Origin of the sequence: Acidovorax sp., from assembly GCF_016783915.1 — a bacterium.
Taxonomy (GTDB): domain Bacteria; phylum Pseudomonadota; class Gammaproteobacteria; order Burkholderiales; family Burkholderiaceae_C; genus Acidovorax.
This window is the reverse complement of record NZ_JADHVT010000115.1, coordinates 1-15534: the sequence shown is the minus strand read 5'-3', so window position 1 is coordinate 15534 and position 15534 is coordinate 1. Positions and strand designations below refer to the sequence as shown.

Below are 15534 nucleotides of genomic sequence, written 5' to 3'. Positions count from 1 at the left end.
GCGACTGCGCCCGGGCCGTGCCCGCAAGGGCAAAGCCGCTGAGGCCAAAACACCGCGCACTGCCCCGGCGGCCGCATTGCCTGCGGCCACCGATGTGTCTGTTTCAACGTCGGGGGCTTGAACACCATGTCCGCATTTCTGCTGTGTTTTGCGGCTTGGTCGGCGATGGCGCTGGGCATGGACCGCCACCATGAAGACGCCACAGGCCGCGAAGGTGCAGCCCACCGCCTGCAACAACTGCGCCGCGCGGGTTGGCTGTTGCTGCTGCTGTCGCTGTGGCTGGCCGCACACCCGGCCGATGGCGTGCCTATCTCGCTCGGCGTGACCGCATGGGCCGTGGCCCTGTCAGCAGCTGCCGTGGCCGTGACGGCCACTGTGACCTGGCAGCCCCGGCGCACACCGCTGCTGGCGGGGTTGGCCCTGCTGGCAGGCCTCGCCGCCTGGGCCGGGGGGTGGTGAGCGGAAAGGATGCGGCGGCCCCGCTGGCTCGTCGCACTTTCTGATCCGCCTCTCACCCCTGCATTTTTTCATCCCGCTCTCTGCGCCCCCCAGCCACCGGCCCCATGGGCCCGCGCCAGGCCCGGTGCCTGCGGAGCCGTTTTCAACCGCGTTGCGCACACACCAAGGACAAACCATGCACGCACCTTTCAGCCGCCCCTTCCGCCACCCCCAGGCCCTGCACCCGCTGGCCGCCGCCGTCCTGGCCGCGTTCTGCGGCACCGCGCTGGCACAAGCAACACCGCCCTCTGCGCCGACCCAGACGCTGGGCGAGGTCACCGTGCAATCCACCAGCGGCGATGACGGCTATTCGCCCGCCGTCAGCTCCTCGGCCACCAAGGGCAGCGCGCCGCTGCGCGATGTGCCCCAAGCCGTGAACGTGGTACCCGAGCAGCTCATGCGCGACCAGGGTGCGCGGTCGATGGAAGACGTGCTGCGCAACGTACCCGGCGTGGCAATGAGCCACGGCGACGGCCAGCGTGACCAGGTGGTGATCCGTGGCTTCAACGCCATCGCCGACCAGTTTGTGGATGGGGTGCGCGACGATGCGCTGTACTTCCGCGACCTGGCCGACATCGAGCGCGTGGAGGTGCTCAAGGGCCCCGCCGCCGTGCTGTACGGGCGCGGCTCCTCGGGCGGCCTGATCAACCGCGTGACCAAGAAACCCAAGTTTGGCGAGACCTCGGGGGAGGCTTCTCTGGGCCTGGGCAGCTACGCCTCTCGCCGCGCCGCGGCCGATGTGAATGTAGGCATCAGCGACACCGCTGCCTTCCGCATCAACGCCGCCGTCGAAGACTCAGGCAGCTACCGCGACCAGCAGTTCATCAAGCGCCACAACTTCGCGCCGTCGCTCGCGCTCAAGCTCGCCGCGCAGACCGACCTGCTGCTGCAGTACACCAACGCGCGCGACAAGCGCCTGACGGACTTCGGCATTCCCGCACTCAACGGCCGACCAGTGAACGTGCCCGCCAGCACCTACTACGGCTCCAGCAACGCTGCGCAAGACGACACCACCACCAGCACCATGCAATCGCTGGCGGCCACCCTCAACCACCGCTTCAACGACGACTGGTCGGTGCGCAATGTGACACGCGCATACGACTACACGCTGGACCGCTACAACACCCTGCCCGGCGGCACCACCAACCCGGTGAACCTGACCGTGGGCCGCACACGCTCGTTCATCCTGCGCGACGAAAGCGGCCTGTTCAACCAGACCGACGTGACCTGGCGCAACCAGCTCGGGGGCCTGAAGCAGGAGTGGCTGATGGGCATGGAACTAGGCCGGCAGAAGAAGCGCGCGGAGTCCGTGTCGGGCGGAGCAGACCGCGTCTCCATCTTCAACCCCGCAGGCGTAGCCGCTCCGGTGATACCTGTCGCCAGCTACACCGCCGACAGCGCCATCCCCAGCCACACCACCCAAGACACAGCGGCGCTGTACTGGCAGAACCAGATCACGCTGGCCCCGCAGTGGAAGGCGCTGGTGGGTGCGCGCTACGACGTGTTCAAGCAGCAGACCGAGTTTGATCGCAAGCTCTCCGCGTTGTCGCGCACTGACAAGAAGTTCAGCCCCCGCGCAGGCCTGGTCTGGCAGCCCAGCGACGCGGTGTCGTACTACGTGTCATACAGCAAGTCGTTCCAGCCTTCGGCAGAGACTTTTGCGCTGGCCGCCAACAACACCGCCAACGAACCCGAGATCACGCAGAACAAGGAAATCGGCGTGAAGCTCGACCTGCTCGATGGCCGCATGAACATCACCGGCGCGCTCTTCAACCTGGAGCGCACCAACATCAAGAACACCGACCCCACCAATCCGTCGCGCCAGATCAACGTGGGCACACAGCGCACCAACGGCCTGGAGCTGACCGCCAACGGCCGCCTGCCCGGCCGCTGGGACGTGAGCACCGGCTACGCATGGCTGGACGGCCGCATGACCAAGTCGCTGGCCACCACCACGTCCACGCAGTTGCCCACCGCCGCCATAGCCGCCCAAGGCAAGGTTCCCGCACTCACACCGCGCAACTCCGCCTTCCTGTGGGCCATGAAAGACCTGGGCCACGGCCTGCGCATGGGCGGCGGCGTCAACTACGTGGGCGCCCGCTTCACCTCGCTGACCAACCTGGTCACCCTGCCCGGCTACACCACGGTGGACGCAGCGCTGCAGTACACGCAGGGAAAGTGGGAGGTGGATGTGAACATCAAAAACCTGCTCAACCACAAGTACTACGTGTCGGCCCACGGCAGCAATGACAACCTGATCTTGCCCGGCTCGCCCCGTGCGTTGCAGGTCACACTGCGCTCGTACTTCTGACGAAGACAAAAGGCTGACACATCACCGTCAGCCAACCGGTCGCCACGACTTACCACAGCTGGATCAGAGACGCCGCTGACGCCCTCCAGTAGTTCGTCAGCAGCTATATAAAAAATAGCTAAATCCGCGTTAGGAGCGTCGCACGGACGCACTGAGCGAAGCGTGCGATGGGGTGGATCGCGCTCAGCTCATGCTCCAGGTTCCGTCGTAGAGCTCCGCCCTCAGCCCCAGCTCCATGACCTGTGCAACTAACATGCGCACCGATTGCCTGGCCTTGTCGCCTTCTGGGTCGTTGGGTTGCGGTGACTGCGCAGGGCGGTGGGCACGACCGGCATCGCGTCCCCACACTCCGCGCCAGCGCGCCATGTTGGTGGTTTCCAGCGACACCGCATTCAAGGCATCGATGTAGATGTATCCGGTGGCCATCACCTGCTGGATGCTCTCCCGTTCAGCCACACTGGCACTGGAGATCTGTTCGCTTTGCAGCGCCGACATCGCCATGCCGATCAAACGAGTCAACGACGAGGACGTCTGCACGGAGAGATCCACCAACCGATGGACCTGGTCGTAAAGACCGGCATCGCCCCGCGCTCGGTTCGCGCCGAACCTATCTACAGAAACGATGGCCAGTGTGCCGGACATGGCCGCCAGCATGTGGGATGCCAATGCAAACAGGTTCACGATTCCCCGCGGGCCTTTGCGCTGCTCAGGGCTTTCCACCTTCGGCAAATAGTCAAACTGCTGCGCGAAGAGTTCCTGGATCAGGCGTGGGGACTCGTCAGTCATTGCCGACCTCCGGGCCTTGGATGCGGATCGGGCCAGTACGGGCGCAGCGAATCAGGCTGCATAGCCAAGACTGGGCCGCCGCTCGTGGCTGACCAAGGCAGCGCCCGACTGCTCTTCAAGCTTGAAGATTTGCACCGCCCGCGTCAGCTGCTGGGCCTGCATGTCCAGGCTCTGGGCGGCTGCCGCGCTTTCTTCGACGAGCGCAGCGTTCTGCTGAGTGACCTGGTCCATCTGGTTCACTGCCTGGCCGATCTGAGAGACGCCAGCGCTTTGTTCAGAGATGGCAGCACTGATCTGCCCCACAACCGCCGTCACACGCTGGATGGCGCCAACCACTTCGTCCATAGTCTGGCCCGCCTGATCCACCAGTTGGGTGCCAGCGACCACCTTCTCCACGCTTTCGCTGATCAATGCCTTGATCTCCTTGGCGGCCGTGGCACTGCGTTGCGCAAGGTTGCGCACCTCAGTGGCCACCACGGCAAACCCGCGCCCTTGCTCACCCGCCCGCGCTGCCTCGACAGCGGCGTTCAGCGCCAGGATGTTGGTTTGAAAGGCGATGCCGTCAATCACGCCAATGATGTCGGAAATCCGGCGCGAGCTGTCATTGATACCCCGCATGGTGTCCACCACCTGAGAGACCACTTCGCCGCCCTGGGTGGCCACGGTGGTGGCGCTGAGGGCCAACTGGTCTGCCACTTTGGCGTTCTCTGCGTTGTTAATTACCGTGGTGCTGAACTGCTCCATGGTGGCGGCTGTCTGCTGCAGTGCGCTGGCCTGCTCTTCGGTACGGTGGCTCAGATCGATATTTCCGCGCGCAATTTCGGATGTGCCCATGGCAATCGAATCCGATGCACAGCGCACCTTGGCAACAATGTCCGCCAGGTTCTGCTGCATCGCGCTCAGAGAGGCCAGCACGCTTCCCTGGATGGCACTGTCGGCCCCATCCATTTTCGACAGGTCACCGTTCGCCACACGGCGCGCCGCATCGCTGAGCACATCGGGCTCGGCCCCCAGTGCGCGGGACAGGCTGCGTGTGATCAGGTAGCCGGAGATCAGCGCCACCAACGCCGCCACCAAAGCAAGGGCCACCATGTAGGTGCGCTGCGCGGCCATGTCTGATTCAGATTGCTGGGCGAGCTGGTCCGATCGCTCGTTGGTGAACGCTTGGTATTCGTTGGTCTTGGCGACCAGGGCGGCCAGCAGAGGGCGGCATGTCTCGTTGAACATCGTGATGGCCTCATCCCGCTGGCCATTCAGCGCCAGTTCCACAATTTTCAAAGCCACCGGGCTGTAGGCGTGTTCGATCTTGTCGATGTCGTCCACAAGCGTCTTGATGTGCGCCGGCACATGGCCTGCCACCGCCATTTCTTTCAGGCGAGCCAACCGGTCCTGAACATCAGCATGGGCTTTGTTCACAGCGAGCTTCTCAGCCGCGCGATCCGATTCCGTGGTGGCGATCACCAGGTTACGCGCCGCAATGGCACGGCGGTTGACGGCCGACTGCACGTCCTTGGCCAGATGGGCACGGGCATTGATGCCGGTGACGTAGTCGTGGAACAGTTCCTTCTGCTTTGTCATGTCATAGATGGCGATCCCAGCCACCAGCAGGATCAGGGTCACCATCAGGCTGAAGGCCAGACTCAGTTTTCTATGGACGGTCATGCGGTAGCGGTTCATGGGATATCACCTTGTTCATTGATACGGCTCAATTTTTGGTGAATTTATCATTTTGGTCAATTTGTTTTTATCAATTAAGGCGGGGTTCAGCAGCACAAATTCAAATTCGCAAAATCACAACGATTGATCGGGAATCATTCTCATTTGCGAGATAAAATTTCGCTTCGCAAGCGAAAGCCCTTTCTCTCGGCTGCAGCCAGCTCCCTCCGTCATCAGATGCATTCGGGTTGCCTGGCTTGAACCACTCCTTTCTCTCTGCCCCTTCCGGTATGGCCGCCGCTCGGCGTCTGGCCTTTCTGTGCGTGCATGCGCAGCGCTCTGGAAGTCCCAGCCCTCACAGCAGCAACGCGCTCAGCAAGGTCGTCGCTCCATGCTGAGCCCCTCCGCCCTGCGCCGCTGGAGCTGGACCCACAAGTGGTCCAGCCTGGTGTGCACTGTCTTCATGCTGCTGCTGTGCATCACCGGTCTGCCGCTGATCTTTCACCACGAAATCGGCCACCTGCTGGGCACCGAGGTGGAGACGCCTGCGATGCCCGCCAACACGCCGCGCGCGAGCCTGGACAAGGTGTTGGCCACCGCACAGGCGCTGCACCCCGAGCGGTTGGTGCAGTTCGCGTCGCATGCGGGGGACGATGACAACGTCTGGTTCGTCACGCTCACGCCCACACCGGCGCCCACCGATGATTTCCGCTCCGTGGCGGTAGATGCGCGCACGGGCCAGGTGCTGGCGCAGCCACGGTTTGACGAAGGCTTCATGTACGTGATGTTCAAGCTGCATGTGGACCTGTTTGCGGGGCTGCCGGGCAAGCTGTTTCTGGGGTTCATGGGCTTGCTGCTGCTGGTGGCCATCGTCACCGGGGTGGTGCTGTATGCACCGTTCATGCGCAAGCTGGCGTTTGGCGAGGTGCGGCGGGATCGGTCCACGCGGGTGAAGTGGCTGGACCTGCACAACCTGCTGGGCATCGTCACGCTGATGTGGGCCTTCGTGGTGGGTGGCACGGGCATGATCAACACGTGGGCCGACCTGCTCATCAAGTATTGGCAGTACGACCAGCTCTCGGTACTGCTCAAGCCGTATGAGGGCCAGCCCATCGTGCCCGCTGCCGGGCGGGGGCCGCTGCAGCAGGCGCTGGTGGCCGCGCAGGCCCAGGCACCGGGCACCAAGCTGTCGTTCATTGCGTTCCCGGGCACGGCGTTTTCCAGCCCGCACCACAACACGTTTTTCCTGCGCGGCAACGAGCCGCTCACCTCGCGCCTGCTCAAGCCCGTGCTGGTGGATGCGCGCACGACGCAGGTCACCGCATCGCCCCAGCTGCCGTGGTACCTGAAGGCGCTGCTGGTGTCGCAGCCGCTGCACTTTGGCGACTACGGCGGTATGCCGATGAAGATCCTCTGGGCGCTGCTCGACATGGCCACCATCGTGGTGCTGGGCAGCGGGCTGTACCTGTGGCTGCTCAAGGGCCTGCAGACGAGGAGCCCTTCGGCACAAGCCGCGGGCAGCGCCACCGATCACTTGGCGGGCGGTGCATTGCCAACATCAGGCGCGGCGCGCACTACCGAGGGGGCCGCATGAACCAGCACAGCCCTTTCTGGGCCCTGTGGGGCTGGCCCATCGTGATGGGCGCTCTCACCACCACCGGGCTGATCACGGCCCTGGTGTCTGACACCTGGGGCGACTGGTGGTCGTGGGCGGCGCTGGGTGTGCCGGTGGCGGTGATGGGCTGGTATAGCTTGCCTCGTACATCCGCCACATCAGCGGCAATGACAGCCGCAGCCGATGCAACCGGCATGCCTTCCTCCGCACCGCGCTGAGTTCATTGTTTTTGGATCCCCTCTTCCATGCGTTCCGCACCGATGCCCCGCACAAACCGTCAGCCACATCTGGCGTTCCTCGTCACCTCCGTGGCCCTTGCCGCACACAAGGGCCTGCAGGGGTTAAGCGGGCTGACCTGGGGGCCGCGCGGGACTCGCCCGGCCGGATCTGGCTAAGCGTGGGCGTGGATTTCTAGAACCGGCGCCATTCGGCGCAATGCAGCCCAGATCCGATTCCGGGCCCAAAAGCCACCGAACGCCTTCCTTCAGGCGCTGGCAGCTATCTAAAAGAGAGCATTCATTCCCCCGCATCGCCAGGGGCGTGGAGCCCTGCGCTCCGCTGTTTTGTTGTTACTGAAACCACTGAAAGGAAATCATCCATGCCGTCCAAACCACACCATCCAGCCCCGCTGCGGGCCGCCCTGCTGGCCTGCGTCGCGCTCGCTGCGATGAACACCGCCCAGGCGCACCAGGTCTGGCTCGAAAACGCCGGGGGCCAGGCGCGCCTGCACTTTGGGGAGTTCAACGAGAACCTGCGCGAGACATCGCCCGGCCGGTTGGACCAGTTCAAGGGCGTGCCCGTGCTCGAGCAGCAACGCACGGGCGCCGCCGCCCAGCGTGTGGAAGGCCAACTGGGCAAGGACGCTTTTGTCTACCCCGCCGCCGGCACACCCGACACCCTGTTTGCCACCGCCACCTACCCGCTGATCGACCGCAGCAAGCGCAACCTGCCCGCGATGGTCTGGCAGCCCGCCGCCCGCTGGGTGGCCAGCCTGGCCAAGCCCGTGGCCCCCACCGCAGCGCTGGACCTGGTGCCCACCGGCAAGCCGGGTGAGCTGAAGGTGGTCTACCAGGGCGCACCGCTGCCCAAGGCCAAGGTGCAGCTGGCCGCACCCTCGGGCTGGACGCGCGAGGCCGAGGCCGGTGAAGACGGCACGGTGACCTTCGTCACCCCCTGGAAGGGCCAGTACGTGGCCGAGGTGAAGCACAGCGACAAGACCCCGGGTGAGGCACATGGCGCGCCGTACGGCGAAGCCAGCTACGTGACCACGCTGAGCTTTGTGCTGACCGACGGCATGGCATCGCCCGCGCTGCCCCCTGCTGTGACACCAGCCTCCGTGGGACGCTGACCGGCGCCCATTTCAAGCCAAAACGGCCGCTTGCGCTAGTCGAACATGCCCAAGAAGCTATCTAATTTATAGCAAATCATGCATCCTTTCACACCCCCCTCGCGCGCGTGCCGCGCGCCGCGCACCGCTGTGGCACAGGCCGCCCTGCTGCTGCTGTGCGGCGCAGCAGCCCATGCGCAAACCGCCCCGTCCACTACGGCCGAGACCACACTGGCCCCTGTCACCGTCTCTTCGGGCGCGGGGCAGGAGAACCCCACCGCGCCCGTCACAGGCTTTGTGGCCCAGCGTGCGCTCAGCGCCACCAAGACCGACACCCCACTCATCGAAACCCCGCAGGCCATCAGCGTGATCACGCGCGACCAGATGGAAACCCAGGGCGTTCAGACACTGCGGCAGGTGACGGCATACACCGCCGGTGCGGTGTCCAACTATTTCGACAGCCGCGTGGACAGCTTTGCCGCACGCGGTGGCACGGTGAGCCAGTACCAGGACGGGTTGCTGCGCACCTACGGCACCTACAACACCAGCAGGCCAGACCCGTACACGCTGGAGCGCGTGGAGTTTCTGCGCGGCCCCACCTCCGTGCTGTACGGCCAGGGCAGCGTGGGCGGCGTGCTCAACCTGACCAGCAAATGGCCGCAGGCCGACACCCTGCGCGAGGTGCAGGTGCAGCTGGGCAACAATGCACGCAAGCAGATCGCCGCCGACCTGACGGGCGCACTCGACCAGGACGGCCAGTGGCTCTACCGCCTGGTGGCCGTGGGCCGCGACAGCGGCACGCAGGTGGACCATGTGGGCGACAACCGCGTGGTGTTTGCGCCATCGCTCACCTGGAAGCCCAATGCCGACACGTCGCTCACGCTGCAGGCGCTGCACCAGAAGGACCAAAGCGGCTCGCTCATTGGCTTCTTTCCGTGGCAGGGCACGCAGCTGCCCAGCCGCTACGGCCAGATTCCGCGCAACACCTTCATCAGCGAGCCGGGCTGGGACGCGTATGACACCAGCAACAACTCCTGGGGCTACCTGTTCAGCCACCGCCTGAACAGCGACTGGACGGTGCGCCAGAACCTGCGCCGCACTGTGAGCGAGGTGGACTACCGCACCATCTACACCAGCTTCACCGCCAATGCCGCCACCGGCCGCCCCGCGCGCCCCGTGTTCAACAGCGACAACCGCACGCTGGTGCGCGATGCGGTGTGGAACCTCAACACCGGCCGCATGCTGCTCGTCGACACGCAGCTCGAAGGCAAGCTGCAGGCGGGCAATACCGCGCACACAGTGCTCGCAGGCCTGGACGTGCAGCGCAACCACACCGGCCAGCAGGCCTGGCGCGCGGTGGCGTCGTCCATCGACGTGTACAGCCCCGTTTACGGCAACTTCACGCCGCCCACTGCGGCGCAGCTGGTGCGCCAGCCCAGTGTGGTGCAAAAGCAGTTGGGGTTCTACGCGCAAGACCAGATCCAATGGGGCCGCTGGACAGCCACGCTGGGCCTGCGCCACGACAGTGCCCAGACCGATACCGAAGGCCGCCCTGCCGCTGCCGTGGACGACAAGGCCTGGACCAAACGCGCAGGCGTCACGTACCAGATGGACGGCGGCTGGGCGCCGTATGTGGGCTATTCCGAATCGTTCCAGCCCCTGGGCGGGCTCGACGCGTACGGCACGCCCTACAAGCCCCAGCGCGGTGAACAGTGGGAGGCCGGCGTGAAGTGGCAGCCGCCAGGCCAGGGCATCAGTGCGTTTGCCGCCGTGTACACCCTGCGCGAGAAGAACCGCAAGACCACCGACCCCAGCAACCCGCTCAACAGCCTGCAGATCGGCGAAGTAAAGGTCAACGGTTTCGAGGCTGAGGTGCAGGCCAGCCTGGCGCGCCAGTGGGACTTCACGGTGGGCTACGCCTTCACCGACGCCCAAATCAGCCGCAGCAACGCAGGCGACCAGGGCCAGCCCGTGGCCAGCGTGCCCCGGCACACCGCGTCGGCCTGGCTGAGCCACCGCTTTGCAGCGCAGGGACGTGGCGGCTGGGTGGTGGGAGCGGGCGTGCGCTACACCGGCTCGCAATGGAGCGGCACCAGCGCCATCAGCACCCCTGCCGCCACGCTGGCCGATGCCATGGTGGCGTACGACGCTGGCGACTGGCGTGTGGCTTTCAACGTGGTCAACCTGACCGACAAGGTGCACATCACCCAGTGCCTGGCACGCGGGGATTGTTTCTACGGACAGGCGCGGACGTACACGCTGACCTCGACCTATCGGTTCTAAAGACCGCCATGTGGGGCCTGCGCCGCTGCTGGAAATGGCTCCAAAGAGGCCGTGGCGCAGGGCCCCGCGCCACACCGGTCCCAGCCCGCGCGGGGCTTGCGCCGCATTCGCAACCCTGATGGGGGTGCCGGACTCCGGCTGGTCCCGGGGACTTGTAAGCGGTATCACAACCATGTTGCGCCGCTACGACATCTTGATGACAAAAAGGTGTTTACCCCGCTGGCGGCCAATCACGGCGGCCAGTAGCATCCCCCTCCGTTGCAAAGTGCAACGATCACATCACCACAGGCACCAAACTTGCTTGTAGCGGCGGCCCAAAGGCATCACCCCTGTGCGTTTTTGGCCGGTGATTATTTGTCATCAAACAAAATTTGATTTAAGGAACCTCGCGAATGAAAACATTGAACCGTTGCGCCCTCGCCGCGCTGGCCCTGGTGGGTACGTCTGCTGCCTTTGCACAGAGCAGCGTCACCCTGTACGGCCGGGTCAACACCAGCTTTGAACACCAAAAAGACGGCAATGTCTCCAAGACCGGCCTGTTCAATAACTCCTCCCGCTTCGGCTTCAAGGGCCAGGAAGATCTGGGCGGCGGCCTGATGGCGGGTTTCCAGCTGGAAAGCGGCTTTGACTCCAGCTCCGGCGCTTCCGACTCGCGCGGCATTTTTGCCCGCCAGAGCGAGGTGAACCTGTCCGGCGGCTTCGGCATGGTGCGCCTGGGTAACTTCACGTCCGAGTCGTACTACGCGACGGCCGACTTCATCAGCAACCACAACCACGACACCGGCTCTTCGGCTGACGCCCTGTACGCCTACCCCGCCCGTGACGTCAACAAGATCGCTTACCGCACCCCCAGCCTGGGCGGCGCAACGTTCGAGGCCGGCTGGGCCCAGCACGAGCAGCCCAGCGGCACCGGCGGCAAGAACAGCATGGACCTGGCTGCCAACTACGAAATCGGCAAGCTGGGCCTGGGGGCTGGTTACTCCAAGCTGGGCGACCAGAACCAGTTCGCAGTGCGCGCTCGTACTCCACCGGTCCTTTCGTGATGGGCGCCTACGTGCAACGCGACAAGAACGTGTTCATCGCCAACGGCGGCAACCGCACCAACCTGCGCCTGTCGGCCGCGTACATCATGGGCGTGTCCGAGTTCCACGTGAACGTGGGCCGTGCCGGCGACTACTCCAAAGTGTCCAACAGCGCCGCCACCCAGTACACGCTGGGCTACAACTACAACCTGAGCAAGCGCACCAAGATCTACACCTACTACACCCGCATCAACAACAGCCAGGCTGCCACCTACGGCGTGTCGGCTCCGGGTAACGACTTCAGCTCCTTCGCCGTGGGCGTGCGCCACAACTTCTGATAGCGCCCCACATGCTGCTGCCCTGACTGGTGGGAGGGCAGATACACAGCCAATTACCCCGCACTTCTTTGGAGTGCGGGGTTTTTTTATGCCCCCGCATGCCGGTGGAGGTATGTGGCCACATTGCGGACTGAGCGTCGCCACGTTGGCACCACGGGTCCGTCAGCGGTTCCAAATCCAGCGCCGCCCACAGGCTTTTGCAGCGGCAGATACTCTGTGCCACACCGGCCGGGCAATGACCTCCTGGCTTTGAAACGGGGAATACAGGAACATGCAAACACAGCGCCACGCAGCCAGCGCCACCCTGGTGCTCTGGGCCCTGACTGCGTCTGCCCAGACCACAGGGCCGGTGGTACTGGACGACCTGCGCGGCCTGCGCATCGACAAGACTGAGGTCACCATCGCCCAGTTTGCGCGCTACCCACAGGCCACAGGCACCACCACCCGTGCCGAGCGCGAAGGTGGCGGTTTTGAATACGTCGGTGGCTGGCAGCGCCGCGCGGGCTGGACCTGGCAGCGCCCCGATGGCGTGCTCCCAGACACCGACCAGTTGCCCGCCGTGCACCTCACCCACGCCGAGGCCCAGGCCTATTGCCAATGGGCGGGTGGCCGTCTGCCCACCGCCACCGAATGGCGCGCCGCTGGCTTCACCGAGTTGCGCGCCCAACCACCCGCACCCTGGGTGCGTGGCACCACCTACCCCTGGACGACGGGCCAGAGCCCGCAGGGCGCCAACACCAGTGACCCCGACCCCTGGCCCCGCGCAGCACCCGTCAACGCCACCGCAGCCGGGGCGAACGGCCTGCACGACATGGGCGCCAATGTGTGGGAATGGGCGGCCGATGCGCGCGGCGACGAGCGGCGCACGATGGGTGGGTCCTGGTGGTATCCCGCGTCGCAAATGCGCGCGGATGTGGAGGCCTGGAAGCCTGCAGACTTTTATGCGGTGTACATCGGATTTCGCTGCGTGTACGACCCGAAGCCTTAGGGCTGGAAGGGGCGGCACCATCTGTGAGGGGATCTTTTCTATGCCCGCAAACCGCACGACCTGCCGTCGCCCCCTCTCGTGCGACCTTGAAAAGATCGTGATCAGGTTCTCAGAAAGCAGAAAGGCCCCCAACGCCTATGGCACCGGGGGCCTTTAACTACCGCGCTCAGAGCGCGATGGTCACACGTTCATGATCGACACCAGGCGCGTGTTCAGGTGCGCCTCGATGGCCTCCGGGCCACCCTCGGAGCCGTAGCCCGAATCCTTCAGACCGCCAAATGGCAGCTCGGCCGCAGGGGCTGCGGCTTGGTTGATCCAGAGCATGCCCACTTCCAGGCGCTGGGCCAGCAGGTGCGCGTTCTTCAGCGACGAGGTGAAGGCGTAACCGGCCAGGCCAAACGGCAGGCGGTTGGCTTCGGCAATGGCGTCTTCAATCTTCTCAAACCCACGGATGGCGGCCACGGGGCCAAAGGGCTCTTCGTTCACGATGCGGGCCGACAGGGGCACGTCGTTCAGCACCGTGGGCTGGAAGAAGTTGCCTTCGCTACCAATGCGCTCGCCACCCGTCACCAGCGTGGCGCCCTGCTGCACGGCGTCAGCCATCAGGTCGGCCATGGCGGTGATGCGGCGCGGGTTAGCCAGCGGGCCCATCTGCGTGCCGGCCGTGAGGCCATCGCCCACCTTCAGGCCCTGTGCGTACTTGGCAAACGCGGCCACAAAGTCGGCGCGGATGCTTTCGTGCACCAGATAGCGCGTAGGCGAAATGCAGACCTGCCCTGCGTTGCGGAACTTGGCACCGCTGCCGATCTTGATGGCGAGTTCGAGGTCGGCGTCTTCGGCCACGATGACCGGAGCGTGGCCGCCCAGTTCCATCGTCACGCGCTTCATGTGCTTGCCCGCCAGCGCCGCCAGTTGCTTGCCCACGGGCGTGGAGCCGGTGAAAGTGACCTTGCGGATGATGGGGTGAGGGATGAGGTAGCTGGAGATTTCAGCCGGATCGCCATAGACCAGGCCCACGGTGCCTGCAGGGACACCCGCATCCGCAAACGCGCGGATCAGCTCGGCGGGGCTGGCGGGGGTTTCCTCAGGCGCCTTCACGAGGATGGAGCAGCCTGCACCCAGCGCGGCGGCAAGCTTGCGCACCACCTGGTTGATGGGAAAGTTCCAGGGCGTGAACGCGGCCACGGGGCCCACCGGGTCCTTGAGCACCATCTGCGTGGCCTTGAGGTTGCGCGAGGGCACTATGCGGCCGTACACGCGCAGCGATTCGTCGGCAAACCATTCGATGATGTCGGCCGAGGCCATGGTTTCGACCTTGGCTTCTGCCAGGGGCTTGCCCTGCTCTTGCACCATGATCGCCGCGATGGCCTCGGCGCGCTCGCGCATCAGCGCTGCGGCGCGGCGCATGGTCTTGGCGCGCTCGGCGGCGGGCATGTCGCGCCAGGCTTCAAAGCCCTTCTGTGCGGCGTCCAGCGCGCGGTCCAGATCGACCTTGGTGGCGTGGGCCACACGGCCGATTTCTTTGCCCGTGGCGGGGTTGAACACGGCAATGGTTTTGCCTTCGGCGGCGTCTTGCCACTGTCCTGCGATGAAGAGCTGGGTGTTGGGATAAGTCATGAGCGTTGGGGTCAGCCAAAAAAATCAAAAAAACGACTATACGCCTGCGATGATGGCTGCGTATTTCAAGGAGATTGCATGCGAGAAGTAGTCCGAAGCCTCGAAGAGTCGCGCATCCGCGAGGTGGCCAACGAAGGCCTGGGGCGCAGCGATGTGCTGAAGTTCTGGTTTGGCGAGAGCGACGAGGTGACGCCCGACTTCATCCGCGACGCGGCCATTGCGTCGCTGCAAAAAGGCGAGACCTTTTACGCCCACAACCTGGGCCTGCCCGAACTGCGCCACGCGATTGCGGGCTACATGCATGGCCTGCACCCGCAGCAGCACACCGATGCATGGTTTGACCGCATCGCAGTCACATCCGGCGGCGTGAACGGCCTGATGGTGGCCGTGCAGGCCCTGGTGGACGCGGGTGACGAGGTGGTGCTGGTCACCCCCGTGTGGCCCAACCTGGTGGCGCAGCCGCGCATTCTGGGCGCACAGGTGCGCACCGTGCCGCTGGTGGCCGACGCACAGGGCGCGTGGCGCCTGGACATGGACGCGCTGCTGGCAGCCATCACGCCCGGCACGCGCCTGCTGGTCGTCAACGCCCCTAACAACCCCACGGGCTGGACGCTGACCCGTGAGGAGCAAGCCACCATCCTGGCGCACTGCCGCCGCACGGGCACGTGGATTCTGGCGGACGAGGTGTATGAGCGGCTGTACTACGCTGGCGACACGGCCAACGGTGCCGCACCGAGCTTTCTGGACGTGGCTGAGCCCGAGGACCGGCTGATCGTGACGCACAGCTTTTCCAAGAGTTTTCTGATGACCGGCTGGCGTCTGGGCTGGCTGGTGCTGCCACCGTCGATGACACCTGCGGTGGGCAAGCTGATCGAGTTCAACACCTCGTGCGCGCCGGTGTTTGTGCAGCGCGGGGCCACGGTGGCGCTGCAGCGCGCGGAGGAGGTGACGCCTGCGCTGGTGAACCATCTACGCAACTGCCGGGACACGCTGGTGCCGTTGCTGGCCGATGTGCCGGGTGTGTCGGTGGCCACGCCACGTGGAGGCATGTACGCGTTCTTTCACATCGACGGGCATGACGAGTGCTTGCCAC

At 65.0% G+C, this 15534-nt stretch carries 11 protein-coding genes and 1 pseudogene; 9 read left to right on the top strand and 3 right to left on the bottom strand.

Annotated elements, in window-relative coordinates:
- Nucleotides 1–126: 126 nt before the first annotated feature.
- Both ISS20_RS18060 and ISS20_RS18055 read left to right on the top strand, forming a co-directional pair.
- Entirely contained in the window at nucleotides 127–459 is a 333-nt protein-coding gene (locus ISS20_RS18060; protein WP_291438313.1) for a DUF3325 domain-containing protein, read from the top strand.
- Nucleotides 460–634: 175 nt separating this feature from the next.
- The gene (locus ISS20_RS18055) at nucleotides 635–2809 is read left to right on the top strand and encodes a TonB-dependent siderophore receptor (protein WP_291438312.1); all 2175 of its coding nucleotides are present in this window, start codon (nucleotides 635–637) and stop codon (nucleotides 2807–2809) included.
- A 183-nt stretch (nucleotides 2810–2992) separates the two neighbouring features.
- Here the strand turns inward: ISS20_RS18055 and ISS20_RS18050 are convergent, their stop codons facing one another.
- Together ISS20_RS18050 and ISS20_RS18045 are read right to left on the bottom strand one after the other, a co-directional pair.
- A complete protein-coding gene (locus ISS20_RS18050) occupies nucleotides 2993–3595 on the bottom strand; it encodes a hypothetical protein (RefSeq protein ID WP_291438311.1) in 603 nt (200 codons plus the stop codon).
- 51 nt (nucleotides 3596–3646) lie between these two features.
- Nucleotides 3647–5272, bottom strand: a complete 1626-nt coding sequence (locus tag ISS20_RS18045) for a methyl-accepting chemotaxis protein (protein WP_291438310.1) — start codon at nucleotides 5270–5272, stop codon at nucleotides 3647–3649.
- Nucleotides 5273–5642: 370 nt separating this feature from the next.
- Between ISS20_RS18045 and ISS20_RS18040 the strand changes: the two genes are divergently transcribed.
- The 6 genes and pseudogenes from ISS20_RS18040 (at nucleotide 5643) to ISS20_RS18015 (ending at nucleotide 12824) form a co-directional block, all read left to right on the top strand.
- Nucleotides 5643–6845, top strand: a complete 1203-nt coding sequence (locus tag ISS20_RS18040; RefSeq protein WP_291438309.1) for a PepSY-associated TM helix domain-containing protein — start codon at nucleotides 5643–5645, stop codon at nucleotides 6843–6845.
- Nucleotides 6842–7084 (top strand): hypothetical protein, encoded by a 243-nt coding sequence (locus tag ISS20_RS18035; RefSeq protein WP_291438308.1) that lies wholly within the window; start codon nucleotides 6842–6844, stop codon nucleotides 7082–7084. Before ISS20_RS18040 ends, ISS20_RS18035 begins: the two co-directional genes overlap by 4 nt.
- A 449-nt stretch (nucleotides 7085–7533) precedes the next feature.
- Nucleotides 7534–8214 carry a TonB-dependent receptor gene (locus tag ISS20_RS18030; protein ID WP_291438314.1) on the top strand — a complete coding sequence of 227 codons (681 nt, stop codon included), beginning with the start codon at nucleotides 7534–7536 and terminating at the stop codon, nucleotides 8212–8214.
- A gap of 78 nt (nucleotides 8215–8292) precedes the next feature.
- Nucleotides 8293–10476, top strand: coding sequence for a TonB-dependent siderophore receptor (locus ISS20_RS18025; RefSeq protein WP_291438307.1), 2184 nt, complete (start codon nucleotides 8293–8295; stop codon nucleotides 10474–10476).
- Between the two features lie 392 nt (nucleotides 10477–10868).
- Nucleotides 10869–11836 (top strand): annotated as a pseudogene (locus ISS20_RS18020) (porin).
- 271 nt (nucleotides 11837–12107) lie between these two features.
- Entirely contained in the window at nucleotides 12108–12824 is a 717-nt protein-coding gene (locus tag ISS20_RS18015) for a formylglycine-generating enzyme family protein (RefSeq protein WP_291438306.1), read from the top strand.
- A gap of 180 nt (nucleotides 12825–13004) precedes the next feature.
- Here ISS20_RS18015 and ISS20_RS18010 read toward each other — a convergent pair whose 3' ends face one another.
- Nucleotides 13005–14441 (bottom strand): NAD-dependent succinate-semialdehyde dehydrogenase, encoded by a 1437-nt coding sequence (locus ISS20_RS18010; RefSeq protein ID WP_291438305.1) that lies wholly within the window; start codon nucleotides 14439–14441, stop codon nucleotides 13005–13007.
- Nucleotides 14442–14519: 78 nt separating this feature from the next.
- On the opposite strand from ISS20_RS18010, the gene ISS20_RS18005 reads away from it, so the two are divergent.
- A partial coding sequence (locus tag ISS20_RS18005; protein ID WP_291438304.1) for a pyridoxal phosphate-dependent aminotransferase occupies nucleotides 14520–15534 on the top strand: 1015 nt, incomplete at its 3' end.